This is a genomic window from Stenotrophomonas sp. PA-6-5C (genome assembly GCF_021605635.1).
GTDB lineage: Bacteria > Pseudomonadota > Gammaproteobacteria > Xanthomonadales > Xanthomonadaceae > Stenotrophomonas > Stenotrophomonas lactitubi.
On the sequence record NZ_WKEE01000039.1, the window covers coordinates 1 to 22,668 of the forward strand.

General features: G+C 64.1%; 20 protein-coding genes and 3 tRNA genes. All 23 read left to right on the forward strand.

What is annotated here, in order from left to right; translation table 11 throughout:
• Positions 1-171 precede the first annotated feature (171 nt).
• Positions 172-927 (forward strand): triose-phosphate isomerase, encoded by a 756-nt coding sequence (gene tpiA / locus GIW57_RS16055; RefSeq protein WP_236511923.1) that lies wholly within the window; start codon positions 172-174, stop codon positions 925-927.
• Positions 928-977: 50 nt separating this feature from the next.
• Positions 978-1,415, forward strand: a complete 438-nt coding sequence (secG, locus tag GIW57_RS16060; RefSeq protein ID WP_025876192.1) for a preprotein translocase subunit SecG — start codon at positions 978-980, stop codon at positions 1,413-1,415.
• 51 nt (positions 1,416-1,466) lie between these two features.
• Positions 1,467-1,551: transfer RNA gene (locus GIW57_RS16065), tRNA-Leu, on the forward strand.
• Positions 1,552-1,663: 112 nt separating this feature from the next.
• A complete protein-coding gene (locus GIW57_RS16070) occupies positions 1,664-2,020 on the forward strand; it encodes an NADH-quinone oxidoreductase subunit A (protein WP_005414075.1) in 357 nt (118 codons plus the stop codon).
• On the forward strand, positions 2,011-2,565 hold the full coding sequence (locus GIW57_RS16075) for an NADH-quinone oxidoreductase subunit B (protein WP_089236302.1): 555 nt from the start codon (positions 2,011-2,013) through the stop codon (positions 2,563-2,565). The genes GIW57_RS16070 and GIW57_RS16075 overlap by 10 nt, the downstream gene beginning before the upstream one ends.
• 33 nt (positions 2,566-2,598) lie before the next feature.
• Complete coding sequence (locus tag GIW57_RS16080; RefSeq protein ID WP_100461001.1) at positions 2,599-3,345, forward strand: NADH-quinone oxidoreductase subunit C; 747 nt, start codon at positions 2,599-2,601, stop codon at positions 3,343-3,345.
• Positions 3,342-4,649 carry an NADH-quinone oxidoreductase subunit D gene (locus GIW57_RS16085; protein ID WP_089236300.1) on the forward strand — a complete coding sequence of 436 codons (1,308 nt, stop codon included), beginning with the start codon at positions 3,342-3,344 and terminating at the stop codon, positions 4,647-4,649. The genes GIW57_RS16080 and GIW57_RS16085 overlap by 4 nt, the downstream gene beginning before the upstream one ends.
• A 97-nt stretch (positions 4,650-4,746) precedes the next feature.
• Positions 4,747-5,274 carry an NADH-quinone oxidoreductase subunit NuoE gene (gene nuoE / locus GIW57_RS16090; protein ID WP_025876204.1) on the forward strand — a complete coding sequence of 176 codons (528 nt, stop codon included), beginning with the start codon at positions 4,747-4,749 and terminating at the stop codon, positions 5,272-5,274.
• 4 nt (positions 5,275-5,278) lie between these two features.
• Positions 5,279-6,619 (forward strand): NADH-quinone oxidoreductase subunit NuoF, encoded by a 1,341-nt coding sequence (gene nuoF / locus GIW57_RS16095; protein ID WP_236511925.1) that lies wholly within the window; start codon positions 5,279-5,281, stop codon positions 6,617-6,619.
• Entirely contained in the window at positions 6,616-8,862 is a 2,247-nt protein-coding gene (gene nuoG, locus GIW57_RS16100) for an NADH-quinone oxidoreductase subunit NuoG (RefSeq protein ID WP_236511927.1), read from the forward strand. The genes nuoF and nuoG overlap by 4 nt, the downstream gene beginning before the upstream one ends.
• Positions 8,859-9,953 carry an NADH-quinone oxidoreductase subunit NuoH gene (gene nuoH, locus GIW57_RS16105; RefSeq protein WP_099819057.1) on the forward strand — a complete coding sequence of 365 codons (1,095 nt, stop codon included), beginning with the start codon at positions 8,859-8,861 and terminating at the stop codon, positions 9,951-9,953. The genes nuoG and nuoH overlap by 4 nt, the downstream gene beginning before the upstream one ends.
• Before the next feature lie 3 nt (positions 9,954-9,956).
• Positions 9,957-10,445, forward strand: a complete 489-nt coding sequence (nuoI, locus tag GIW57_RS16110; RefSeq protein WP_005417924.1) for an NADH-quinone oxidoreductase subunit NuoI — start codon at positions 9,957-9,959, stop codon at positions 10,443-10,445.
• A 9-nt stretch (positions 10,446-10,454) separates the two neighbouring features.
• Positions 10,455-11,111 carry an NADH-quinone oxidoreductase subunit J gene (locus GIW57_RS16115; RefSeq protein ID WP_100460997.1) on the forward strand — a complete coding sequence of 219 codons (657 nt, stop codon included), beginning with the start codon at positions 10,455-10,457 and terminating at the stop codon, positions 11,109-11,111.
• Positions 11,108-11,413: an NADH-quinone oxidoreductase subunit NuoK gene (nuoK, locus tag GIW57_RS16120; RefSeq protein ID WP_006381125.1), complete on the forward strand. Its 306-nt coding sequence runs from the start codon at positions 11,108-11,110 to the stop codon at positions 11,411-11,413. The genes GIW57_RS16115 and nuoK overlap by 4 nt, the downstream gene beginning before the upstream one ends.
• Before the next feature lie 7 nt (positions 11,414-11,420).
• Positions 11,421-13,580 carry an NADH-quinone oxidoreductase subunit L gene (gene nuoL, locus GIW57_RS16125; protein ID WP_100460995.1) on the forward strand — a complete coding sequence of 720 codons (2,160 nt, stop codon included), beginning with the start codon at positions 11,421-11,423 and terminating at the stop codon, positions 13,578-13,580.
• Between the two features lie 23 nt (positions 13,581-13,603).
• Positions 13,604-15,112, forward strand: a complete 1,509-nt coding sequence (locus GIW57_RS16130; protein WP_100460993.1) for an NADH-quinone oxidoreductase subunit M — start codon at positions 13,604-13,606, stop codon at positions 15,110-15,112.
• 15 nt (positions 15,113-15,127) lie between these two features.
• On the forward strand, positions 15,128-16,588 hold the full coding sequence (gene nuoN / locus GIW57_RS16135) for an NADH-quinone oxidoreductase subunit NuoN (RefSeq protein ID WP_100553092.1): 1,461 nt from the start codon (positions 15,128-15,130) through the stop codon (positions 16,586-16,588).
• Between the two features lie 128 nt (positions 16,589-16,716).
• A tRNA-Met gene (locus tag GIW57_RS16140) sits at positions 16,717-16,793 on the forward strand.
• A gap of 84 nt (positions 16,794-16,877) precedes the next feature.
• A tRNA-Met gene (locus GIW57_RS16145) sits at positions 16,878-16,954 on the forward strand.
• 355 nt (positions 16,955-17,309) lie between these two features.
• Positions 17,310-17,900 carry a ribosome maturation factor RimP gene (gene rimP / locus GIW57_RS16150; protein WP_089236292.1) on the forward strand — a complete coding sequence of 197 codons (591 nt, stop codon included), beginning with the start codon at positions 17,310-17,312 and terminating at the stop codon, positions 17,898-17,900.
• A 4-nt stretch (positions 17,901-17,904) separates the two neighbouring features.
• Complete coding sequence (nusA, locus tag GIW57_RS16155; RefSeq protein ID WP_089236291.1) at positions 17,905-19,416, forward strand: transcription termination factor NusA; 1,512 nt, start codon at positions 17,905-17,907, stop codon at positions 19,414-19,416.
• A 92-nt stretch (positions 19,417-19,508) separates the two neighbouring features.
• A complete protein-coding gene (gene infB / locus GIW57_RS16160; RefSeq protein WP_089236290.1) occupies positions 19,509-22,151 on the forward strand; it encodes a translation initiation factor IF-2 in 2,643 nt (880 codons plus the stop codon).
• A 99-nt stretch (positions 22,152-22,250) separates the two neighbouring features.
• On the forward strand, positions 22,251-22,634 hold the full coding sequence (gene rbfA, locus GIW57_RS16165) for a 30S ribosome-binding factor RbfA (protein WP_089236289.1): 384 nt from the start codon (positions 22,251-22,253) through the stop codon (positions 22,632-22,634).
• Positions 22,635-22,668: the final 34 nt, after the last annotated feature.

Sequence of the window (22,668 nt, forward strand, 5' to 3'; positions counted from 1 at the left end):
CGCCCGGCCAACCCCCAGATCCCACCGGGCTTTCCGCGACCAACCCAGCCCAAACCCCGCCACGAGGGGCTGCGCCGTTGGCTGAAAATCCATGTAACCGCTTACAAAGAAACGGTTTTTTGCCACAGCAGGTATCATGGTCGGCTGAGTTCATACAGGAGCCACCCGCTCATGCGCCGCAAGATCGTCGCTGGAAACTGGAAGCTGCACGGTAGCCGTCAATTCGCCACCGAACTGCTGGGGCAGGTCGCTGCCGGGCTGCCGAAGCGCGGGGTGGAGGTGGTGATCCTGCCGCCGATGCCCTACCTGGGTGAGCTGGTCGAGGACTTCGGCGGGACTGGCCTGGCCTTTGGTGCACAGGACGTCAGCAGCAACGAGAAGGGCGCCTACACCGGCGAGGTGTGCGCGGCCATGCTGCACGAGGTCGGTGCCCGCTACGGCCTGGTCGGCCACTCCGAGCGCCGCCAGTACCACAACGAGAGCAGTGAGCTGGTCGCGCGCAAGTTCGCTGCCGCCCTGCATGCCGGCCTGGTGCCGGTGCTGTGCGTCGGTGAAACCCTTGAGCAGCGCGAGGCCGGGCAGACCGAGGCGGTCATCGCCAGCCAGCTGGCCCCGGTGCTGGAGCTTGTCGGGGCGCAAGGCTTCGCCAATGCCGTGGTCGCCTACGAGCCGGTCTGGGCGATCGGAACCGGTCGTACCGCTACCAAGGAACAGGCGCAGCAGGTGCACGCGTTCATTCGTGGCGAAGTCGCGCGCATCGATGCTAGAATTGCTGATTCACTGCCCATTGTTTACGGCGGTAGCGTGAAGCCCGACAATGCCGGGGAACTGTTCGCGCAGCCGGATGTCGATGGTGGGCTGGTTGGTGGTGCCTCCCTGGTGGCCGCCGACTTCCTGGCCATCGCAGAGGCGGCGGCAAACAATTAGTTACGGTTGCCGGCTAGCCGCCGGCACTCTAGTCCGAGGGCGGATTTCCAATGCTGATGTTGATCCTCAATGTCGTCTACGTGCTGGTTGCCGTAGCCATGGTCGCGCTGATCCTGATGCAGCGTGGCTCGGGTGCGGCGGCAGGTTCGGGCTTTGGCGCTGGCGCCTCGGGGACCGTGTTCGGTGCGCGTGGCGCGTCCAACTTCCTGTCCAAGTCGACCAAGTGGCTGGCCGTGGTGTTCTTCGGCATCAGCCTCTTCATGGCCTGGTACGCCGGCCATGGCAACCGCCCGGCCGCCGATCAGGATCTCGGCCTGATGTCCGCCCCGGCGGCCAGTGCTCCGGCCGCTCCGGCGGGCGAATTGCCGGCTGTTCCGAAGGCCGATGCGGTCCCGGCCGCCCCGGTTCCGGCCGCAACTGTGCCGGCTCAGGCGGAATCTTCGGTTTCTGGTGAAGAAAAGCCTTCGGAAGGCTCCCAGAAAGACTGAAGCCGGTTACAATACGCGGCGCATCGGGAAGATAGTCTGATGTGATCGTTTGCCCAGGTGGCGGAATTGGTAGACGCACTACCTTGAGGTGGTAGCGACTTAGGTCGTAGGGGTTCGAGTCCCCTCTTGGGCACCATTTAGTAAGTAAAGCGGGTTCGTCTGGCGCGCAAGGCGCCAGGCAGATTCCCGTCCACTCCCCCATGCCAAAGCGCCTGCAGGCGCAGCGGCAGAGGCAAGAGAGAATCGCTGTGCTGGCCGAATATTTGCCGTCTCTGCTGTTTCTGATCGTTGCCACCGGTATCGGCATTACGCTGATGCTGGTTGGTCGATTCCTCGGTCCCCGCCGCCCCGATCTGGAAAAGCTGTCGCCGTACGAGTGCGGCTTCGAAGCCTTCGAAGACGCACGCATGAAGTTCGACGTGCGCTACTACCTGATCGCGATCCAGTTCATCGTCTTCGACCTGGAAATCATCTTCATCGTGCCGTGGACGCAGGTCTTCATGGAGCTTGGCGCGCGTTCGCTCGTCACCATGGGTCTGTTCGTCGGCATGCTGTTCCTCGGTTTCATTTATGTCTGGAAGAAGGGAGCGCTGGAATGGGAGTGATTCAGACTCTCGATGGCCTGATGACCAATCCTGTCCCGGAAGGGCGGGTTGATGACATCCTGCGGCCGGAAGGCGACAACCCCCTGTTGGAAAAGGGCTTTGTCACCACCAGCGTCGATGCGCTGCTGAACTGGGCACGTACCGGCTCGATGTGGCCCATGACCTTCGGTCTGGCCTGCTGTGCGGTCGAAATGATGCACGCAGGTGCGGCGCGCCTGGACCTTGACCGCTACGGTGTGGTGTTCCGCCCGTCGCCGCGTCAGTCCGACGTGATGATCGTCGCCGGCACCCTGGTCAACAAGATGGCCCCGGCGCTGCGCAAGGTCTATGACCAGATGCCCGACCCCAAGTGGGTGATCTCCATGGGCAGCTGCGCCAACGGCGGTGGTTACTACCACTACTCCTATTCTGTGGTGCGCGGCTGTGATCGCGTGGTGCCGGTGGACATCTATGTCCCGGGCTGCCCGCCGACCGCCGAGGCGCTGGTGTACGGGATCCTGCAGCTGCAGAAGAAGATCTGGCGTACACAGACCATCGCCCGCTGACCCCTTCACCTGACAAGAGCGCGCCAAGCCCCCATGGCAGAGCAAGCATCCTTCATCGACCGACTCTCCGCACGTTTCGCAGGTGCGAAGGTCATCGTGGTCGAACCCCGCGGCGAAGTGACGCTGGAAGTGCCTGCCGCTGAGTGGCACGCCACCGCCCTCGCGCTGCGTGACGAGTTTGGTTTCGAGCAGGCCGTGGACCTCTGCGGCGTCGATTACCTCGGTTACGGCTCCGATGAGTGGGACACCGCCGACGTGTCCTCGCAGGGCTTCAGCCGCGGTGTCGAAGGCAAGGCCCAGGGCCGATTCGCCTGGGGCGAATTCCCCAGCGAAGAGAGCGCCGACGGTGCCCGCCCGCAGCACATGCCGACCCAGCGCTTTGCCGTGGTCGCACAGCTGCGTTCGTACCAGCACAACCTGATGTTGCACCTGCGCTGCTTCGCGCCTGACGAAGCGCTGCCGGTGGTGTCCTCGCTGACCAGCATCTGGCCTGGCCTGAACTGGTTCGAGCGCGAAGCGTTCGACCTGTATGGCGTGATCTTCGAAGGTCACCCGGACCTGCGCCGGATCCTGACCGACTACGGTTTTGTCGGCCATCCGTTCCGCAAGGACTTCCCGCTGATCGGCAACGTCGAAGTCCGCTACGACGAAGAAAAGAAGCGCGTCATCTACGAACCGGTCACCTCGGTGGAGCCGCGTGTCGGCGTGCCGCGCGTGATCCGCGACGACGCCCGCCTGCAGACCGCTGCCGGCGAGCGCTCGCAGGAGGCAGTGAAGTGAGTCACGTACACCAGGCCGGCGAAGCTTTCGCCAGCAATGCTGCCGAAAGCCGGCAGGAAATCCGCAACTACACCATGAACTTCGGCCCGCAGCATCCGGCCGCGCACGGTGTGCTGCGCCTGATCCTGGAGATGGACGGCGAGACCATCATGCGTGCCGACCCGCACGTGGGTCTGCTGCACCGGGGCACCGAGAAGCTGGCCGAGTCCAAGCCGTTCAACCAGTCGATCGGCTACATGGATCGCCTGGATTACGTGTCGATGATGTGCAACGAGCACGCCTACGTGCGCTCGATCGAGACCCTGATGGGGATCGAGGCACCGGAGCGTGCGCAGTACATCCGCACGATGTTCGACGAGATCACCCGCATCCTGAACCACCTGATGTGGCTGGGCTCCAACGCACTCGACCTGGGTGCGATGGCGGTGATGCTGTACGCCTTCCGCGAGCGCGAAGAGCTGATGGACTGCTACGAAGCGGTCTCCGGCGCGCGCATGCACGCGGCGTACTACCGTCCGGGCGGCGTTTACCGCGATCTGCCGGACCACATGCCGAAGTACAAGGAATCGCGCTGGCACAAGGGCAAGGCCCTGAAGAACCTCAACGCCTCGCGCGAAGGTTCGCTGCTGGACTTCCTGGAAAACTTCACCAATGAGTTCCCGGGTCGTGTCGACGAATACGAGACCCTGCTGACCGACAACCGCATCTGGAAGCAGCGTACCGTTGGCATCGGCGTGGTCACCCCGGAGCTGGCCCACCAGTGGGGCATGACCGGCGTGATGCTGCGTGGTTCGGGCATCGCCTGGGATCTGCGCAAGAAGCGTCCGTACGCGAAGTATGATGCCGTCGATTTCGACATCCCGCTGGGCAAGGAAGGCGATTGCTACGATCGCTACCTGTGCCGGGTGGCCGAAATGCGCGAGTCCAACCGCATCATCAAGCAGTGCGTGGCGTGGCTGAAGGCCAACCCAGGCCCGGTCATGGTCAAGAACTTCAAGGTCGCTCCGCCCAAGCGCGAGGACATGAAGGACGACATGGAAGCGCTGATCCACCACTTCAAGCTGTTCAGTGAAGGCTATTGCGTGCCGGCCGGCGAGACCTACGCCGCGGTTGAAGCGCCCAAGGGCGAGTTCGGCTGCTACCTGGTTTCCGACGGCGCCAACAAGCCGTTCCGCGTACACCTCCGTGCGCCGGGCTTCGCCCACCTGTCCTCGATCGATTCGATCGTGCGCGGCCACATGCTGGCCGACGTGGTGGCGATGATCGGTACCTACGATCTGGTGTTCGGCGAGGTTGACCGGTAATGCCGTCCGCCACGCCAACGCCCGCTGCAGGCAGCCGGCGCAAGCCGGCGCCGCAGTTTCTGCAATTTCACGTTATGCATTTCGCTGAGGTCGGCCGATGAAGGCGACAGGTAATTTCGAGGCGGCGCGCGACGTCGACCCGATGGTGGTGTTGAGCGACAAAACCCGCGCTCACATCGATCACTGGCTGTCCAAGTTCCCGCCGGACCGCAAGCGCTCTGCCGTGCTGCAGGGTCTGCATGCTGCCCAGGAGCAGAACCAGGGCTGGCTGACCGACGAGCTGATCGCCGGCGTGGCCAAGTACCTGGACCTGCCGCCGGTGTGGGCCTACGAGGTTGCCAGCTTCTACTCGATGTTCGAGACCGAGAAGGTGGGTCGCAACAACGTGGCCATCTGCACGAACATCAGCTGCTGGCTCAATGGCGCCGAAGACATCGTGCGCCATTGCGAGAAGAAGCTGGGCATCAAGAACGGTCAGTCGACCGCTGACGGCCGCGTCTACCTCAAGCGTGAGGAAGAGTGCCTGGCCGGCTGCGCGGGTGCACCGATGATGGTCATCAATGGTCACTACCATGAGCGTCTGACCCTGGAAAAGGTCGACGAGCTTCTGGACGGGCTGGAGTAAGGGCATGGCACATCACCACGAATCCAAGGGTCCGGTCGGCCCCGCGCCGCTGCCGCACCAGGTGGTCTACACCACCCTGCATTACGACACCCCGTGGTCGTACGAAAGCTATCTGAAGACCGGTGGCTACGCTGCCCTGCGCAAGATCCTCGAAGAGAAGATCCCGCCGGAGCAGGTCATCGAAATGGTCAAGGCCTCGGGCCTGCGCGGCCGTGGCGGCGCAGGTTTCCCGACCGGCCTGAAGTGGTCCTTCATGCCCAAGGGCAACGTGCAGAAGTACATCCTCTGCAACTCGGATGAATCCGAGCCGGGCACCTGCAAGGATCGCGACATCCTGCGTTACAACCCGCATTCGGTGGTGGAAGGCATGGCGATCGCCTGCTACGCCACCGGTTCGACCGTGGGTTACAACTACCTCCGCGGTGAGTTCCACCACGAGCCGTTCGAGCACTTCGAGCAGGCCCTGGCCGATGCCTATGCAAACGGCTGGCTGGGCAAGAACGTGCTGGGCTCGGGCGTGGATATCGACATCTACGGCGCCCTCGGTGCCGGCGCCTACATCTGCGGTGAAGAAACCGCACTGATGGAATCGCTGGAAGGCAAGAAGGGCCAGCCGCGCTACAAGCCGCCGTTCCCGGCCAACTTCGGCCTGTATGGCAAGCCGTCGACGATCAACAACACCGAAACCTATGGTTCGGTGCCGGCGATCATCCGCAATGGTCCCGAGTGGTTCAAGGGCCTGAGCCTGACCGCCAATGGCGGCCCGAAGTGCTTCTCGGTGTCCGGCTGCGTGCAGAAGGGCGGCAACTTCGAAGTGCCGCTCGGTACCACCTTCGACGACCTGCTGGAAATGGCTGGCGGCCTCAAGCCGGGCCGCAAGCTCAAGGGCGCGATCCCGGGCGGCGTGTCCATGCCGGTGCTGACCGCGGCCGAGCTGAAGGGCCTGCCGATGGACTACGACACCATCCGTGCGCTGGGCTCCGGCCTGGGTTCCGGTGCGGTCGTGGTGCTGGATGACAGCGTCTGCTGCGTCAAGTTCGCTTGCCGCATCAGCCAGTTCTTCCACAAGGAATCCTGTGGCCAGTGCACCCCGTGCCGCGAAGGTACCGGCTGGATGCACCGCGTGCTGGAGCGCATCGTCGCCGGCGAGGCCACGATGGAAGACCTGCACCAGTTGAAGACCGTGGCCGGTCAGATCGAAGGCCACACCATCTGTGCGTTCGGCGAAGCGGCGGCGTGGCCCATCCAGGGCTTCCTGCGCCAGTTCTGGGACGAATTCGAGTACTACATCGTCAACGGTCATTCGATGGTTGACGGCAAGAAGGTGGAGGCAGCCGCTGCATGAGCGCGCAACCCAATAATCCTGGAGTGACCCCCAGCGTGCCACCGGATCACGTCACCATCGAGATCGATGGCAAGGCCCTGGTGGTGCCCAAGGGTTCGATGATCATCCAGGCCGCCGACAAGGCGGGCATTTCGATTCCGCGCTTCTGCTACCACGAGAAGCTGCCGATCGCTGCCAACTGCCGCATGTGCCTGGTCGACGTGGAAAAGTCGCCGAAGCCGGCGCCGGCCTGTGCCACGCCGGTGATGGATGGCATGAAGGTCGCCACCCGCAGTGAGAAGGCGCTGAAGTTCCAGCGCTCGGTGATGGAGTTCCTGCTGATCAACCACCCGCTGGATTGCCCGATCTGCGATCAGGGCGGCGAGTGCGAACTGCAGGACGTGTCGCTGGGTTACGGCCGTTCGGTCAGCCGCTTCAACGAGCGCAAGCGCGTGGTGGCCGACGAGGACATGGGGCCGCTGGTCGCCACCGAGATGACCCGCTGCATCCAGTGCACCCGCTGCGTCCGCTTCACCGCCGACGTTGCCGGTACCTACGAACTGGGTGGCATGTACCGCGGTGAAAACCTGCAGATCGGTACCTACGACGGCAAGCCGCTGACCACCGAGCTTTCGGGCAATGTGGTTGACGTGTGCCCGGTCGGTGCGCTGACCAACAAGGTGTTCCAGTTCCGCGCCCGTCCGTGGGAACTGACCGCGCGCGAATCGCTGGGCTACCACGACGCGATGGGCTCGAACCTGTTCCTGCACGTGCGTCGCGGCGAAGTGCTGCGTACCGTGCCGCGCGACAACGAGTCGGTCAACGAGTGCTGGCTGTCCGATCGTGACCGTTATTCGCACCAGGGCCTGTACAGCGAAGACCGTGCGGTCAAGCCGCTGCGCAAGGTCAATGGTGAGTGGAAGGAAGTGAGCTGGGCTGAAGGCCTGGCCGCGGCCGCCGAAATCCTCAAGGCCAACCAGGGCGACAACCTGGGCGTGCTGGTGCACCCGTCGACCTCGAACGAAGAGGGCGCACTGCTGGCCCGCCTGGCCACGGGCCTGGGTTCGAGCAACATCGACCACCGCATCAACAACCGCGACTTCTCCGACGCCGCCACCGCCGAAGTGTTCGGCCTGCCGCTGGCCGAGATCGAAGGCGCGGACCGCATCGTCGTGCTCGGCAGCAACATCCGCCACGAGTTGCCGCTGCTGCACGCCCGCCTGCGCAAGGCGCAGACGACCAACGGCGCGAAGATCCACGTGGTCAACCCGGTCGACTTCGACTTCGCGTTCAGCGTTGCCGGCAAGCAGATCGTGGCTCCGTCGAAGTTCGCCGATGCGCTGGCCAACGCCGAGCTGCGTTCGGCGGTGCAGGGCGGTACCAACACGGTGCTGATCGTTGGTGGCATCGCCGAGAATCATCCGCAGGCTGCCGCGATCCGTGCCGCTGCGCGTGACTTCGCCGCCGCCACCGGTGCCAAGCTGTGCCGCATCCCGCAGGGCGCCAACGCGATCGGCCTGACCCGCGCCGGTGTGCTGCCGGCCGGCAAGGACGTCGCCGCGATGCTGGCCGATCCGCGCAAGGCCTACGTTGTCTACGGCCTGGAACCGGGCCTGGACTTCGCTGATGCTCCGGCCGCGCGCAAGGCGCTGCTCGGCGCGCAGGTGGTGGCCTTCAGCCAGTTCGCCTGCGCCTCGACCCGCGACGTCGCCGACGTGATCCTGCCGATCGGTGCGCTGCCGGAAATCGATGCCACCCTGACCAACCTCGATGGTCGCGAGCAGTCGGCCCGTGCCGGCGGCAAGCTGCCGGGCGAGGCTCGCGAGGGCTGGCGCGTGCTGCGTGCGCTCGGTGGTGACTTGGCCGTGGCCGGTTTCGAGTTCATCGACCTGGCCGGCCTGCGCGCCAGCCTGGCACCGGTGACTGTTGCCGTCGCTGCCTCGGCCCAGCCGGCCCTTGCCGGCGAAGGCCTGGAAGTGGCCTCGACCGCTGCGATCTACCGCACCGATGCGGTGGTCCGTCGCGCGCCGGCGCTGCAGTTGCATCCGCTCAACAACGCCCCGCGCATCGTGCTCAACGCTGACGATGCCGCCCGCCTGCAGCTGCAGGAAGGGCAGATGGCCAAGGTCGGCACCGATGCCGGCAAGGCCACCCTGCCGGTGGTGGTCGACGCCCGCGTCGCTGCGGGTTCGGTCTGGATTGAATCGGGCCACGGCGCAACCGCGCCGCTGGGTGCCGCTCGTGTTTCGGTGGTGGCTGCATGAACGAATTGCTGATTAACGCGGTCGATCCGCTGCACCAGTGGCTGCTTGGCCTCGGTGACATCGGCGCGCTGATCTGGATCATCCTGAAGATCCTGGTGATCACCGTTCCGGTGATCGTCTCGGTGGCCTTCTACGTGGTCTGGGAACGCAAGCTGATCGGCTGGATGCACGTCCGCCACGGCCCGATGTATGTGGGCATGGGCATCTTCCAGGCCTTCGCCGACGTCTTCAAGCTGCTGTTCAAGGAAGTCCTGCAGCCGAGCAGCGCCAACAAGGCGATCTTCCTGCTGGCGCCGCTGATCACCCTGGCTCCGGCCTTCGCGGCCTGGTCGGTGGTGCCCTTCGATTCGCAGATCGTGCTGTCCAACGCCAACGCCGGCCTGCTGTATCTGTTGGCGATGACCTCGCTCGGCATCTACGGCATCATCCTGGCCGGTTGGGCATCCAACTCGAAGTATGCGTTCCTGGGTGCGATGCGCGCCTCGGCGCAGATGATCAGCTACGAAATCGCCATGGGCTTCGCCCTGGTCGGCGTGATGATCGCTGCGGGCAGCCTGAATCTGAGCAACATCGTGATGGCGCAGGCCGGCAATTCCGGTTTCTTCGACTGGTTCCTGCTGCCGCTGTTCCCGCTGTTCGTCATCTACTGGGTGTCGGGCGTTGCCGAAACCAACCGCGCGCCGTTCGACGTGGTGGAAGGTGAGTCGGAAATCGTCGCCGGTCACATGGTCGAGTACTCGGGCGGTGCGTTCGCGCTGTTCTTCCTGGCCGAATACGCGAACATGATCCTGATCAGCTTCCTGATCTCGATCTTCTTCCTCGGCGGCTGGCTGAGCCCGATCCAGGGCTGGGTCAACCCGGGCGATATCTCGCCGCTGGTCGACTGGATCTGGAAGGGCGGTGCACCGTGGCTGTTCGTCAAGGTGTTCTTCTTCGCCAGTGCCTACATCTGGTTCCGTGCCAGCTTCCCGCGCTTCCGCTATGACCAGATCATGCGCCTGGGCTGGAAGGTCTTCATCCCGCTGGCCATTCTGTGGATTGCGGTTACCGCCGTCATGGTGTTCTTCGGCGTGATTCAAAAGGGCGTCTAAGTGATGAACAGGATTACCCATTACTTCAAGAGCCTGCTGCTGCTCGAACTGCTGGCCGGTCTCTGGCTGACGCTGAAGTACAGCTTCAAGCCGAAGTACACGATGATGTACCCGATGGAGAAGTTCCCGCAGTCGCCGCGCTTCCGTGGCCTGCACGCCCTGCGCCGTTATCCCAACGGTGAAGAGCGCTGCATCGCCTGCAAGCTGTGCGAAGCGGTGTGCCCGGCATTGGCCATCACCATCGATTCGGCCAAGCGCGAGGACGGCACCCGCCGTACCACGCGCTACGACATCGACCTGTTCAAGTGCATCTTCTGCGGCTTCTGTGAGGAAAGCTGCCCGGTGGACTCGATCGTCGAGACCCACATCCTCGAGTACCACTTCGAGAATCGTGGCGAAAACATCGTTACCAAGCCGCAGCTGCTGGCCCTGGGCGACCGTCTCGAATCCGAGATCGCCGAGCGTCGTGCCGCCGATGCCGCTTACCGCTGAGGTCGAAAGATGGATTGGGTAAATATCGCTTTCTGGGTCTTCGCCATCGCGGCAACGGTTTCGGCCGCTGCGGTGATCAGCGTGCGCAACCCCGTGCATGCTGTCCTGTGCCTGGTGCTGACCTTCTTCTCCATCGCCTGCGTGTGGCTGCTGGTCGGCGCCGAGTTCCTCGGTGTTGCGCTGGTGCTGGTCTACGTCGGCGCGGTGATGGTGCTGTTCCTGTTTGTGGTGATGATGCTCGACATCGATCCTACGAAGATGCGTGAAGGCTGGGTGCGCTACCTGCCGGTCGGCCTGATCGTGGCCGTGGCGATGCTGGTGCAGATGCTGATCCTGATCGGCGTGAAGGGCAGGACGGTCAACCCGTTCCCGGCCGACAACGCCGCCGCGCTCGCCGCCGACAGTTCCAACGTCACCTGGCTGGCCCGCACGCTGTTCACTGAATACCTGCTGCCGTTCGAGTTCGCTGCCGTCATCCTGACTGTGGCTGTTGTGGCCGCGGTAATGCTGACCCTGCGTCGCCGTACCGGTGTGAAGAGCCAGAACCCGGGTGAACAGACCATGGTCAAGGCGAGCGATCGCCTGCGCATGGTCAAGATGGGCGCCGAAGTGCCGGTCGTGCACAGCAACAGCAAGCCGGTTGCCGGCGAGGAGACCCAGCCGTGATTACCCTTGGCCACATGCTTGCGCTCGGCGCGGTGCTGTTCGCCATCAGCCTGGCCGGTATCTTCCTCAACCGGAAGAACGTCATCGTCCTGCTGATGTCGATCGAACTGATGCTGCTGTCGGTGAACGTCAATTTCGTCGCGTTCTCGCGTCAGTTGGGTGATCCGTCCGGCCAGCTGTTCGTGTTCTTCATCCTGACCGTCGCCGCTGCCGAGGCCGCCATCGGCCTGGCGATCCTGGTGACCCTGTTCCGTACACGCCGAACGATCAATGTCGGCGAAGTCGATTCGTTGAAGGGCTGATCCACAGATGGAAATCACTCTCTCCAAGAGTCTGTTGATCGCAGTGGTGCTTGCACCGCTGTTCGGCAGCATCATCGCCGGCCTGTTCGGTCGCCAGGTCAAGCGCTTCGGCGCGCAGACCATCACGATCCTCGGTGTCGCGGTTGCCTGCGGCCTGTCGATGCACACGCTCTACCAGCTGCTGTGGGGCGGGGCGCAGCCGTTCAACGAGAACCTGTACACGTTCTTCGAAGTCGGCCAGTACTCGGCTCATGTCGGCTTCATGGTCGACAAGCTGACCGCGATGATGATGGTGGTGGTGACCTTCGTGTCGCTGCTGGTCCACATCTACACGATCGGCTACATGCAGGACGATCCGGGTTACCAGCGTTTCTTCAGCTACATCTCGCTGTTCACCTTCTCGATGCTCACCCTGGTGATGAGCAACAACTTCCTGCAGCTGTTCTTCGGCTGGGAAGCGGTGGGCCTGGTGTCGTACCTGCTGATCGGCTTCTGGTTCAAGCGCCCGACCGCGATCTTCGCCAACATGAAGGCGTTCCTGGTCAACCGCGTCGGTGACTTCGGCTTCCTGCTGGGCATCGCCGGTGTGTTGTGGGTGTTCGGTACCCTGGATTACTCGCAGGTGTTCTCGCAGGCCGGCATGCTCGCCGACCCGCGCGCCCAGCTGCAGGTCTGGGACGGCACCATGTTCGGCATGCAGCTGCTCAACGAGCCGGTGATCTGGTCGATCGCCACCGTGATCTGCATCGGCCTGTTCATCGGCGCCATGGGCAAGTCGGCGCAGGTTCCGCTGCACGTGTGGCTGCCTGACTCGATGGAAGGCCCGACCCCGATCTCGGCACTGATCCACGCCGCGACGATGGTGACCGCCGGTATCTTCATGGTCACCCGCATGTCGCCGTTGTTCGAGCTGTCGCAGACTGCGTTGAACTTCATCCTGTTCATCGGTGCCACCACTGCGTTCTTCACCGGCCTGATCGGCATCGTGCAGAACGACATCAAGCGCGTCGTCGCGTACTCCACGCTGTCCCAGCTGGGTTACATGACCGTCGCCCTGGGCGTGTCGGCGTACTCCGCTGCCGTGTTCCACCTGATGACCCACGCCTTCTTCAAGGCGCTGCTGTTCCTGGGTGCCGGCTCGGTCATCATCGCGATGCACCATGAGCAGGACATGCGCAAGATGGGCGGCCTGCGCAAGTACATGCCGATCACCTTCATCACCATGTGGATCGGTACCCTGGCCCTGGTTGGTACGCCGTTCTTCTCCGGCTTCTACTCGAAGGACACCATCATCGAGGCTGCCGAGATCCACGCCCACATGCAGAACAGCTGGGTGGCCACTTATGGCTACTGGGCGGTGCTGGGTGGCGTGCTGGTGACCAGCTTCTACAGCTTCCGTCTGCTGTTCCTGACCTTCCATGGCAAGGAACGCTTCCGCGATGCACACGATGATCACGGCCATGGTCATGACGACCACCATGCCGCCGATGCACACCATGCCGACGCGCATGACGACCACGGCCATGGCCATGGTCCGCATGAGCCGCATGAAACGCCGTGGGTGGTGACGCTGCCGCTGATCCTGCTGGCCATCCCGTCCATCGCCATCGGTTTCTTCAGCATCGGTCCGATGCTGCATGGCACCGACTGGGCCGGTCACCACGCCCATGCGGCGATCAAGGGCCAGGTCAACACGTTCTTCACCGGCATCGTCGATTTCTACGATCCGGCCAAGAACACCGTGGCCTTCCTGGGCGAGGAGTTCCATGGTCCGGTGGCGTTCGCGCTGCACGGCATGATGCTGCCGCCGTTCTGGCTGACCCTGGCAGGCTTCCTGCTGGCTGCGTTGTTCTACCTGTGGAAGCCGGACCTGTCGGGCAAGGCGCGCAAGACCTTCGCCCCGGTGGTGTCCGTGCTGGAAAACAAGTACGGCTTCGACAAGCTGTGGATCGATGGCCTCGCCGGTGGCAGCGTCAAGCTGGGCAAGGTCTCGCGCTGGATCGACAGCAACATCGTCGACGGTGTGGTCAATCTCTCGGCACGTGTTGTGGACGTCGCAGCCAGCGTGCTGCGCCGTACCCAATCCGGTTTCCTCTATCACTACGCCTTCGCGATGATCATCGGCCTGATTGCCCTCCTGGGCGTGCTGATGCATTACCTGCGTTGATGACCTGTACGGAATAAGAAGACGTGTCGAACTGGCCTCTACTCAGTGTCCTCATCTGGCTGCCGATCCTCGGCGGTGCCCTGATCCTTGCGATCCGTGATGCGCAGACCGCCCGTTGGGCGTCGCTGGGCGTCGCGGTGCTGACCTTCGTTGCGAGCCTCTCGCTGCTGGGCGGCTACAACCCGGGCATCGACGCGCTGCAGTTCGTCGAGACCCACGCCTGGATCCCGACCTACAACATCGGCTACAACCTGGGCGTGGACGGCATCGCCGTAGCGCTGATCCTGCTGACCACGCTGGTCAGCGTGCTCGCCCTGATCGGTGCCTGGAGCGCGATCGACAAGCGCGTGAACCAGTACGTGGCTGCCTTCCTGATCCTGGAAGGTGTCACCGTCGGTATCTTCTCGGCCACGGACGCGATGCTGTTCTACGTGTTCTTCGAGGCGATGCTGATCCCGATGTTCCTGATCATCGGTGTCTGGGGCGGCCCGCGCCGCATCTACGCCGCGCTGAAGTTCTTCCTGTACACCTTCCTCGGCTCGGTGCTGATGCTGGTGGCGCTGATCTACCTGTACATGAAGGGCGGCAGCTTCCAGCTGGCCGACCTCTACGCACTGCAGCTGTCGGGCAAGGAACAGACCTGGATCTTCTTCGCCTTCCTGATCGCGTTCGCGGTCAAGGTGCCGATGTTCCCGGTGCACACCTGGCTGCCGGACGCGCACGTGGAAGCGCCGACCGCCGGTTCGGTGATCCTGGCCGCCATCGCACTGAAGATCGGTGGCTACGGCTTCCTGCGCTTCAACCTGCCGATCGTCCCCGATGCGTCGCAGGAATGGGCATGGCTGGTCATCGCGCTGTCGCTGATCGCGGTGATCTACGTCGGCCTGGTCGCCCTGGTGCAGGACGACATGAAGAAGCTGATCGCCTATTCGTCGATCGCGCACATGGGCTTCGTCACCCTGGGCACCTTCATTGCCCTGTGGCTGGTGCGTGAAGCCGGCAACGTCGATGCGGCCCGCCTGGGCCTGCAGGGCGCCATGGTGCAGATGATCTCGCACGGCTTCGTGTCCGGCGCGATGTTCTCCTGCGTCGGCGTGCTGTACGACCGCATGCACAGCCGCCGCATCGCCGATTACGGCGGCGTGGTCAACGTGATGCCCTGGTTCGCCACCTTCGCCATGCTGTTCTTCATGGCCAATGCGGGCCTGCCGGGTACCAGCGGTTTCGTCGGCGAGTTCATGGTCATCCTCGCGGCGTTCCAGCGGAACCCGTGGATCGCCCTGGGCGCAGCCACCACCCTGATCATCGGCGCGGCCTACACCCTGTGGCTGTACAAGCGCGTCTTCTTCGGCGAGGTGGCCAACAGCCACGTCGCCGAACTGAAGGACATCAACGGCCGCGAATGGCTGGTGCTGGGCGTGTTCGCCGTTGGCGTGCTGGCCCTGGGCATCTACCCCAAGCCGCTGACCGACCTGATGGAGCCCTCGATCGCAAAGCTGGCGATGCAGATCGCATCCAGCAAGTTGCTGTAATTCCAGGATTTGATGATGACCACCTCGCCGCTGCTGCCACTGACCGCCGCTGACCTGCCACCGCTCGCTCCCGAGCTGGTGCTGATCGGCAGCGCCTTCGCCCTGATGATCCTCGACCTGTTCGTCAGCGAACGGAACAAGATCGTCACCCACCTGTTCTCGGTCGCCGCACTGGCCGTGGTGCTGTTCATGCTGGCCACCGGCGTGGGCGGGCAGGGGGAGGTCTTCCATGGCATGTTCGTGCGCGATACCGCCGCGGACGTGATGAAGACCGGAATCGTGCTGCTCAGCGGCCTGACCCTGATCTACGGCTGGGGCTACCTGCGCGAGCGCAAGCTGTTCCAGGGTGAGATCCCGGTGCTGATCCTGTTCGGTACCGCCGGCATGATGATCCTGGTCTCCGCCGGCAGCCTGCTGATGGTGTACCTGGGCCTGGAACTGCTGGCCCTGTGCTCCTACGCGCTGGTCGCCAGCAACCGCGAAAGCGGCCTGGCCTCGGAAGCGGCGATGAAGTACATCGTCCTCGGCTCGCTGGCTTCGGGCCTGTTGCTGTACGGCATGTCGCTGATCTACGGCGCTACCGGCAGCCTGCACCTGGATGCCATCCAGGCCGCCATCCCGCACTCGGAAGAGCGCGTGCTGCTGATCACCGGCGCGGTATTCATGATTGCCGGTGTTGCCTTCAAGCTGGGTGCCGCACCGTTCCACATGTGGCTGCCGGACGTGTACCAGGGTGCTCCGGCACCGATCGCGCTGTTCATCAGCTCGGCACCGAAGCTGGCCGCCTTCGGCATGGCCTATCGCCTGCTCGAAATGGGCGTCGGCCCGCTGTCGACCGAACTGCAGCTGATGATTGCCGGCCTTGCCGCGTTGTCGCTGGTGATCGGCAACCTGATGGCCATCGCACAGAGCAACCTCAAGCGCATGCTGGCGTTCTCCACCGTGTCGCACATCGGCTTCCTGCTGATGGGCATCGCCGGTGGCGGTTCGCAGGGTTATGCGGCGGCGCTGTTCTACGCTCTGGCCTACGCGATCATGTCGACCGCGGCCTTCGGCGCGATCATCGCGCTGTCGCGTGCCGGCTTCGAGGCCGAGAACATCGAGGACTTCAAGGGCCTGAACGCCCGCAACCCGTGGATGGCCGGCCTGGTGCTGTGCATCATGGCGTCGCTGGCAGGCATCCCGCCGTTCCTCGGTTTCTGGACCAAGCTGGCCGTGCTCGGCGCCGCCGTCAACGGTGGCCTGCTGTGGCTGGCGATCCTGGGCGTGCTGTGTGCCGTGGTCGGCTGCTTCTACTACCTGCGCGTCATCAAGGTCATGTACTTCGATGAGCCGGTGGGCGAGGCCATGCCGCGCAGCAAGGACCGCGTGCTGGGTGTGGTGCTGGGCGTGAACGCCCTGGCGTTGCTGGCGCTGGGCCTGGCCTGGAACCCGATCATGGTCTGGTGCCAGCAGGCATTTGCGCATCTTGCATAAAAGTTGACACAAAGCTGCGCGATTCGTGTAATATACGCAGCTTGAGTTGTCACTGCAGCGGTTCAGCCAGAACATCGTTGCGGAGCGCCTCCCTCGCCAGAGTGGGGCAGCGGTTCAAACACTTCCGGTGCGGGGTGGAGCAGTCTGGCAGCTCGTCGGGCTCATAACCCGAAGGTCGCAGGTTCAAATCCTGCCCCCGCTACCAACACATCGAATCGGCGCCAACCAGTTCGATGAATGAGGAAAAGCTTGCAGGTTTTGAAGTTATCCCTCATAATTCCGCTTCTGATGCGGGGTGGAGCAGTCTGGCAGCTCGTCGGGCTCATAACCCGAAGGTCGCAGGTTCAAATCCTGCCCCCGCTACCAAGTAAAGAATGCGCCTTCGAAGCTCTGCTTCGAGGGCGTTTTTCTTTTTGGCTTCCGCCGATCCGCCGGGCCATGCCCGGCGAGCGCTGCGGAGGTTTCAGCACGGCCGCAGCCTTGCACCAGCGCGGTGCAGGGGCTATCATCAGCGGCCTAGAAGTACCCCTGACGGCGGCGCTCCCCATTGGAGATCCACCCGGAAGGAGGGCCGCAACGCGCTTGTTCAGCGCGTTGCAACCGGAATCCAGTCACCGGAGTCTTTCCGGAAAAGGGGCCCAGCGGGCCCTTCGTCGTTTTCGGGGCGTCATGTTTCCATGCTGGCCACGGCCGGCACCCAACCAAGAGATCAAGGCAGGCTGTGAGCGACAAGGCAACCGACATCGCGAATCTGCTCGCCCCGACCGTTGTGTCGCTGGGCCTGGAGCTGCTGGGCGTTGAGTATCTGCCGGCCCCCGGCGGTGCGACCCTTCGCCTTTACATCGACGTGCCGCTGGCGGAACAGCCCGAGCGCATCATCAATGTGGACGACTGTGAGCGGGTAAGCCGCGAAGTCTCCGCACAGATGGACGTCGAGGACCCGATCAGCGGCAATTACACGCTGGAAGTGTCTTCGCCGGGCGTGGATCGCCCGCTGTTCAACCTGGAGCAGTTCGGTCGTCACCTCGGCGAATCGGCCAAGGTCACCCTGAAGCTGCCGCAGGAAAACCGCCGTCGCCTGCAGGGTCGCATCGACGCGATCGACGAGGCGCAGGGCAGCATCACTTTCATCGTCGACAACACCGCACTGGTGGTGTCGGCCGACAACATCGACAAGGCGCGGATCATGCCTGACTGGGTGGCGCTGGGGCTGGCCCCGAGCAAGCCGACCGGTCCGGCACCGAAGCGTCCGAAGCCGAACAAGAATTCTTCTTCCAACGAGCCGGCGGCAAAGAAGCCGCGCGCGGAGTGAGCCAATGAGCAAGGAACTGTTGCTGGTAGTGGACGCGGTCGCCAACGAGAAGGGCGTGCCGCGTGAAGTAATCTTCGATGCCATCGAGGCCGCGCTGGCCTCGGCAGCGAAGAAGCGCTATCCCGACGAGGAAGTGCTGACCCGCGTGGTCATCGACCACAAGGATGGCAACTACGAAACCTACCGCCGCTGGGAAGTGGTGGCCGATGACGTGGTGATGGAATCGCCGGATCGCCAGATCCGCCTGATGGACGCGATCGACGAAGCCGAAGGCGTGGACGTCGGCGATTACATCGAAGAGCAGATCGAGAACCCCGACTTCGGTCGCATCGCCGCCCAGGCCGCCAAGCAGGTGATCGTGCAGCGCGTGCGCGAAGCCGAGCGCCAGCAGGTTGTCGATGCGTGGGCCGATCGTGTGGGCGAGCTGATCACCGGTGTGGTCAAGCGCGCCGAGCGCGGCAACATCTATGTCGACCTTGGCGGCAACGCTGAAGGTTTCATTCCGAAGGACAAGGGCATTCCGCGTGATGTCCTGCGTGCCGGCGACCGCGTCCGCGGGTACCTGGCCGAAGTGCGTTCGGAACCGCGTGGCCCGCAGTTGTTCATCAGCCGCGCCGCACCGGAATTCATGATCGAGCTGTTCAAGCTGGAAGTGCCGGAAGTCGGCCAGGGCCTGGTGGAAATCAAGGCCTGTGCCCGCGATCCGGGCGACCGCGCCAAGATCGCCGTGCTCGCCCACGACCAGCGCACCGATCCGATCGGCGCCTGCATCGGCATGCGTGGTTCGCGCGTGCAGGCCGTGTCCAACGAGCTCAATGGCGAGCGCGTGGACATCGTCCTGTGGAACGAGAACCCGGCCAACTTCGTCATCAATGCGATGGCGCCGGCCGAAGTGCAGTCGATCATCGTCGATGAAGACAAGCATTCGATGGACCTGGCCGTTGCTGAAGACCGCCTGGCCCAGGCGATCGGCAAGGGCGGCCAGAACGTGCGCCTGGCCAGCCGCCTGACCGGCTGGCAGCTCAACGTGATGACCCAGGACCAGGTGACCGCCAAGTCGGAAGCCGAGCAGGCTTCGGCCCGCCAGCTGTTCATGGACAAGCTGGAAGTGGACGAGGAAATCGCTGGCATCCTGGTCAGCGAAGGCTTCGGCACGGTCGAGGAAATTGCATACGTACCGGTCGGCGAACTGCTGGCCGTGGAAGGTTTCGACGAAGACATCGTCGAAGAGCTGCGCGCACGTGCCCGCGATGCGCTGCTCAATGAGGCCCTGGCAGTCGAGGAAGGCCTGGAGGACGGCCAGCCGGCGCAGGATCTGCTGTCCCTGAAGGGCATGGACGAAGCCACCGCATATGCGTTGGCCGGCCACGGCGTGCGTACCAGCGAGGACTTGTCCGACCTGGCCGCCGACGAGGTCATGGACTTCGGCATTGAAGGGCTGGACCAGGAGCGCGCCGCGGCGCTGATCCTGGCCGCGCGTGCCGAGGAAATCGCCCGACTGGAACGCGGCGAATGAGCCGGCAATGAACAGGGCCCTGAGCCGATCAGGGCGTAGAATCCGCGCCACCTCCAGATGCGGGGGGGCGCCCACAAGATCATAGGATCCGAATGTCGCAGCAAACCACCATCCGCAAGCTTGCTGAACTGGTCAATACACCGGTCGAAAAACTGCTGGAACAGCTGGCTGGTGCCGGCATGAAGTTCAGCGGTCCCGACCAGGTCGTGACCAGCTCCGAGAAAGTGAAGCTCCTGGGCTTCCTTCGTCGCTCGCACGGCAAGCCCGAGCAGGCCCCGGAAGAGACTGATCAGTCTGCCAAGAAGATCACCCTCAACCGTCGCAAGCAACAGGAAGTGACGGTCAGTTCCGGTCGCAGCAAGACAACCGTGAACGTGGAAGTGCGCCAGAAGCGCACCTACGTCAAGGATGGTGCGCGTGCGATGACCCCGGACGAAGAGCGTGCCGACATCCTGCGCAAGCTGGAAGAGTCGCGCGCACGCAACCTTGCCGAGCAGCAGGCCCTGGCCGAGAAGGACCGCCTGCGTGACGAGGCCATCGTCCGTGCACGCGAGGAAGAGGTCGCTGCCAAGGAGCGTGCCGAGGCCGAGAAGAAGGCGGCCGAGGAAGCTGCGGTTGCCGCCAAGGCTGCCGAGGCCCTGGCTGCCAGCAAGCCCAAGGTGCGTGCTCCGATCGACGAAACCGCGCCGCGCCCGCCGCGCGCTCCGGCCGCAGCCCCGGCTGCTCCGCGTAGTGCAGCGCCGCCGCGCAGCGACGACCGCAACAACCGCAACGCGCCGCGCAACGAGCGTGGACCGGGTGACCGCTTTGCCGGTCAGATGCACCTGTCCGCTGCCGATCGTGCGCGCCGTGGCAACAGCAACAACAGCAACAACCGTGGTCGCCCGGGCAGCCGTCCGACGTCCGGCCGTCGCGACATGTCGCGCGGCGGTGGCAACTCCGGCCCGCACGCCTTCGAGCGTCCGACCGCACCGGTCGTGCGTGAAGTGGCGATCGGCGACACCATCACCGTGGCCGACCTGGCGCAGAAGCTCGCGCTGAAGGGCGGCGAGGTGGTGAAGGCGCTGTTCAAGATGGGCGTGATGGCCACCATCACCCAGTCCATCGACCACGACACCGCGGCACTGGTCACCGAAGAGCTCGGCCACAAGGCGATCCGCGCCAGCGACAACGACGCCGAAGACGCGCTGTTGGCATCGGCGGGTGAGAACAAGGGCGAGGCCGTGCAGCGTCCGCCGGTGGTCACCATCATGGGCCACGTCGACCACGGCAAGACCTCGCTGCTGGATTACATCCGTCGCACCAAGGTCGCCACCGGCGAAGCCGGCGGCATCACCCAGCACATCGGTGCGTACCACGTTGAAACGCCGAAGGGCGTCATCAGCTTCCTGGATACCCCGGGCCACGCCGCGTTCACCTCGATGCGCGCCCGCGGTGCCAAGCTGACCGACATCGTGGTGCTGGTCGTGGCGGCCGATGATGGCGTCATGCCGCAGACCAAGGAAGCGATCCAGCACGCCCGTTCGGCGGGTGTGCCGCTGATCGTGGCGATCAACAAGATCGACAAGTCCGGCGCCGACCCGATGCGGGTCAAGAACGAGCTGCTCTCCGAGCAGGTCGTGGCCGAAGACTTCGGTGGCGACACCCAGATGGTGGAGATCTCGGCCAAGACCGGCCTGGGCATCGACGACCTGCTGGAAGCTGTTTCGGTCCAGGCTGAGCTGCTGGAACTGAAGGCGGTCGACGAGGGTCGTGCCAACGGCGTGGTCATCGAATCGTCGCTGGACAAGGGCCGTGGCCCGATCGCCACGGTGCTGGTGCAGCAGGGCCGCCTGAAGAAGGGCGATTACCTGGTGTGCGGTATCCAGTACGGCCGCGTGCGTGCGCTGTTCGACGAAACCGGCAAGCAGCCGGAGTTCGCTGGCCCGTCCATTCCGGTGCAGGTCCTGGGCCTGTCCGGCGTGCCGGAAGCCGGTGACGACTTCGTCGTCGTCGACGACGAGCGTCTGGCCAAGGACGTTGCCCAGCAGCGTGAGACCAAGCGCCGTGAATCGCGCCTGGTCGCCACCGCTGGCAGCCGCATGGAAGACATCATGGCGACCCTGGGCAAGGGCGAGGGCCAGCAGGTCCTCAACCTGGTCATCAAGGCCGACGTGCAGGGTTCGGTGCAGGCGTTGAGCCAGGCCCTGGTGGCGCTGTCCAACGACGACATCCGCATCAACGTGATCCACTCCGGCGTGGGCGGCATCACCGAGTCGGACGCCAATTCGGCCGCCGCTTCGAAGGCCACCGTCATCGGCTTCAACGTGCGTGCGGATGCTTCGGCCCGTCGCATCATCGAATCCAACGGCGTGGACCTGCGTTACTTCTCGATCATCTATGACGTGATCGATCAGGTGAAGCAGGTGGCCTCCGGTCTGCTGGGCGTGGAGATCCGCGAAGAGATCATCGGTATCGCCGAGGTCCGCGACGTCTTCCGCAGCTCCAAGCTGGGTGCCGTCGCCGGCAGCATGGTCATCGAGGGTGTGGTCAAGCGCAACAAGCCGATCCGCGTCCTGCGCGACAGCGTGGTGATCTTCGAAGGCGAGCTGGAATCGCTGCGCCGCTTCAAGGAAAACGTCGAGGAAGTCCGCAACGGTACCGAGTGTGGTATCGCGGTGAAGGCCTACAACGACGTCAAGCCGGGTGACCAGATCGAGTGCTTCGAGCGTATCGAAGTGCCGCGCACCCTGTAATGCTGCAACGGACCGGCCCTCACGGGCCGGTCTCGTTTCATCCCGTAAACTGTAGTGCCTGACCTTGGTCGGGCCACAATCGAATCAAGAGCCTGCCGCGTGCCCAAGACTTTCCACCGAACCGACCGTGTCTCCGCCCAGCTGCGCCGTGAACTCGGCACCCTGGTGCACAACGCCGTGCGCGAGCACGGGTTGCCCTCGGTGAGCGTGTCCGACGTGGAAATCACCCGCGACATGGCCCACGCCAAGGTGTTCGTCACCGCGCTGATGCCGGAACGTTCGGTTGAAGCCATGAAGGGCCTGAAGGAACTGGCCTGGGGCCTGCGCATGGAGCTGGCGCGCGCGATGAAGCTGCGGCATGTGCCGGAGCTGCATTTCCATTACGACGACTCGGTCGATCGTGGCGAGCGCATCGACAACCTGCTGCGCGACCTGCCCGATACCGTGGCCGCCGAAAAGCGTCGCGAAGGCGACGAAGAATAACCGCGCGACGCCGGGCATGCCCGGCGTTGTTGCA

Bases quoted from the DNA above. Each gene is read 5' to 3' on its own strand.
- infB (WP_089236290.1), top strand. From the start codon at position 19,509: ATGTCGCAGCAAACCACCATCCGCAAGCTTGCTGAACTGGTCAATACA.
- nuoH (WP_099819057.1), top strand. From the start codon at position 8,859: ATGAACGAATTGCTGATTAACGCGGTCGATCCGCTGCACCAGTGGCTG.
- GIW57_RS16115 (WP_100460997.1), top strand. From the start codon at position 10,455: ATGGATTGGGTAAATATCGCTTTCTGGGTCTTCGCCATCGCGGCAACG.
- nusA (WP_089236291.1), top strand. From the start codon at position 17,905: ATGAGCAAGGAACTGTTGCTGGTAGTGGACGCGGTCGCCAACGAGAAG.
- nuoL (WP_100460995.1), top strand. From the start codon at position 11,421: ATGGAAATCACTCTCTCCAAGAGTCTGTTGATCGCAGTGGTGCTTGCA.
- nuoI (WP_005417924.1), top strand. From the start codon at position 9,957: ATGAACAGGATTACCCATTACTTCAAGAGCCTGCTGCTGCTCGAACTG.
- nuoG (WP_236511927.1), top strand. From the start codon at position 6,616: ATGAGCGCGCAACCCAATAATCCTGGAGTGACCCCCAGCGTGCCACCG.
- nuoF (WP_236511925.1), top strand. From the start codon at position 5,279: ATGGCACATCACCACGAATCCAAGGGTCCGGTCGGCCCCGCGCCGCTG.
- nuoE (WP_025876204.1), top strand. From the start codon at position 4,747: ATGAAGGCGACAGGTAATTTCGAGGCGGCGCGCGACGTCGACCCGATG.
- secG (WP_025876192.1), top strand. From the start codon at position 978: ATGCTGATGTTGATCCTCAATGTCGTCTACGTGCTGGTTGCCGTAGCC.
- GIW57_RS16075 (WP_089236302.1), top strand. From the start codon at position 2,011: ATGGGAGTGATTCAGACTCTCGATGGCCTGATGACCAATCCTGTCCCG.
- GIW57_RS16080 (WP_100461001.1), top strand. From the start codon at position 2,599: ATGGCAGAGCAAGCATCCTTCATCGACCGACTCTCCGCACGTTTCGCA.
- tpiA (WP_236511923.1), top strand. From the start codon at position 172: ATGCGCCGCAAGATCGTCGCTGGAAACTGGAAGCTGCACGGTAGCCGT.
- nuoN (WP_100553092.1), top strand. From the start codon at position 15,128: ATGACCACCTCGCCGCTGCTGCCACTGACCGCCGCTGACCTGCCACCG.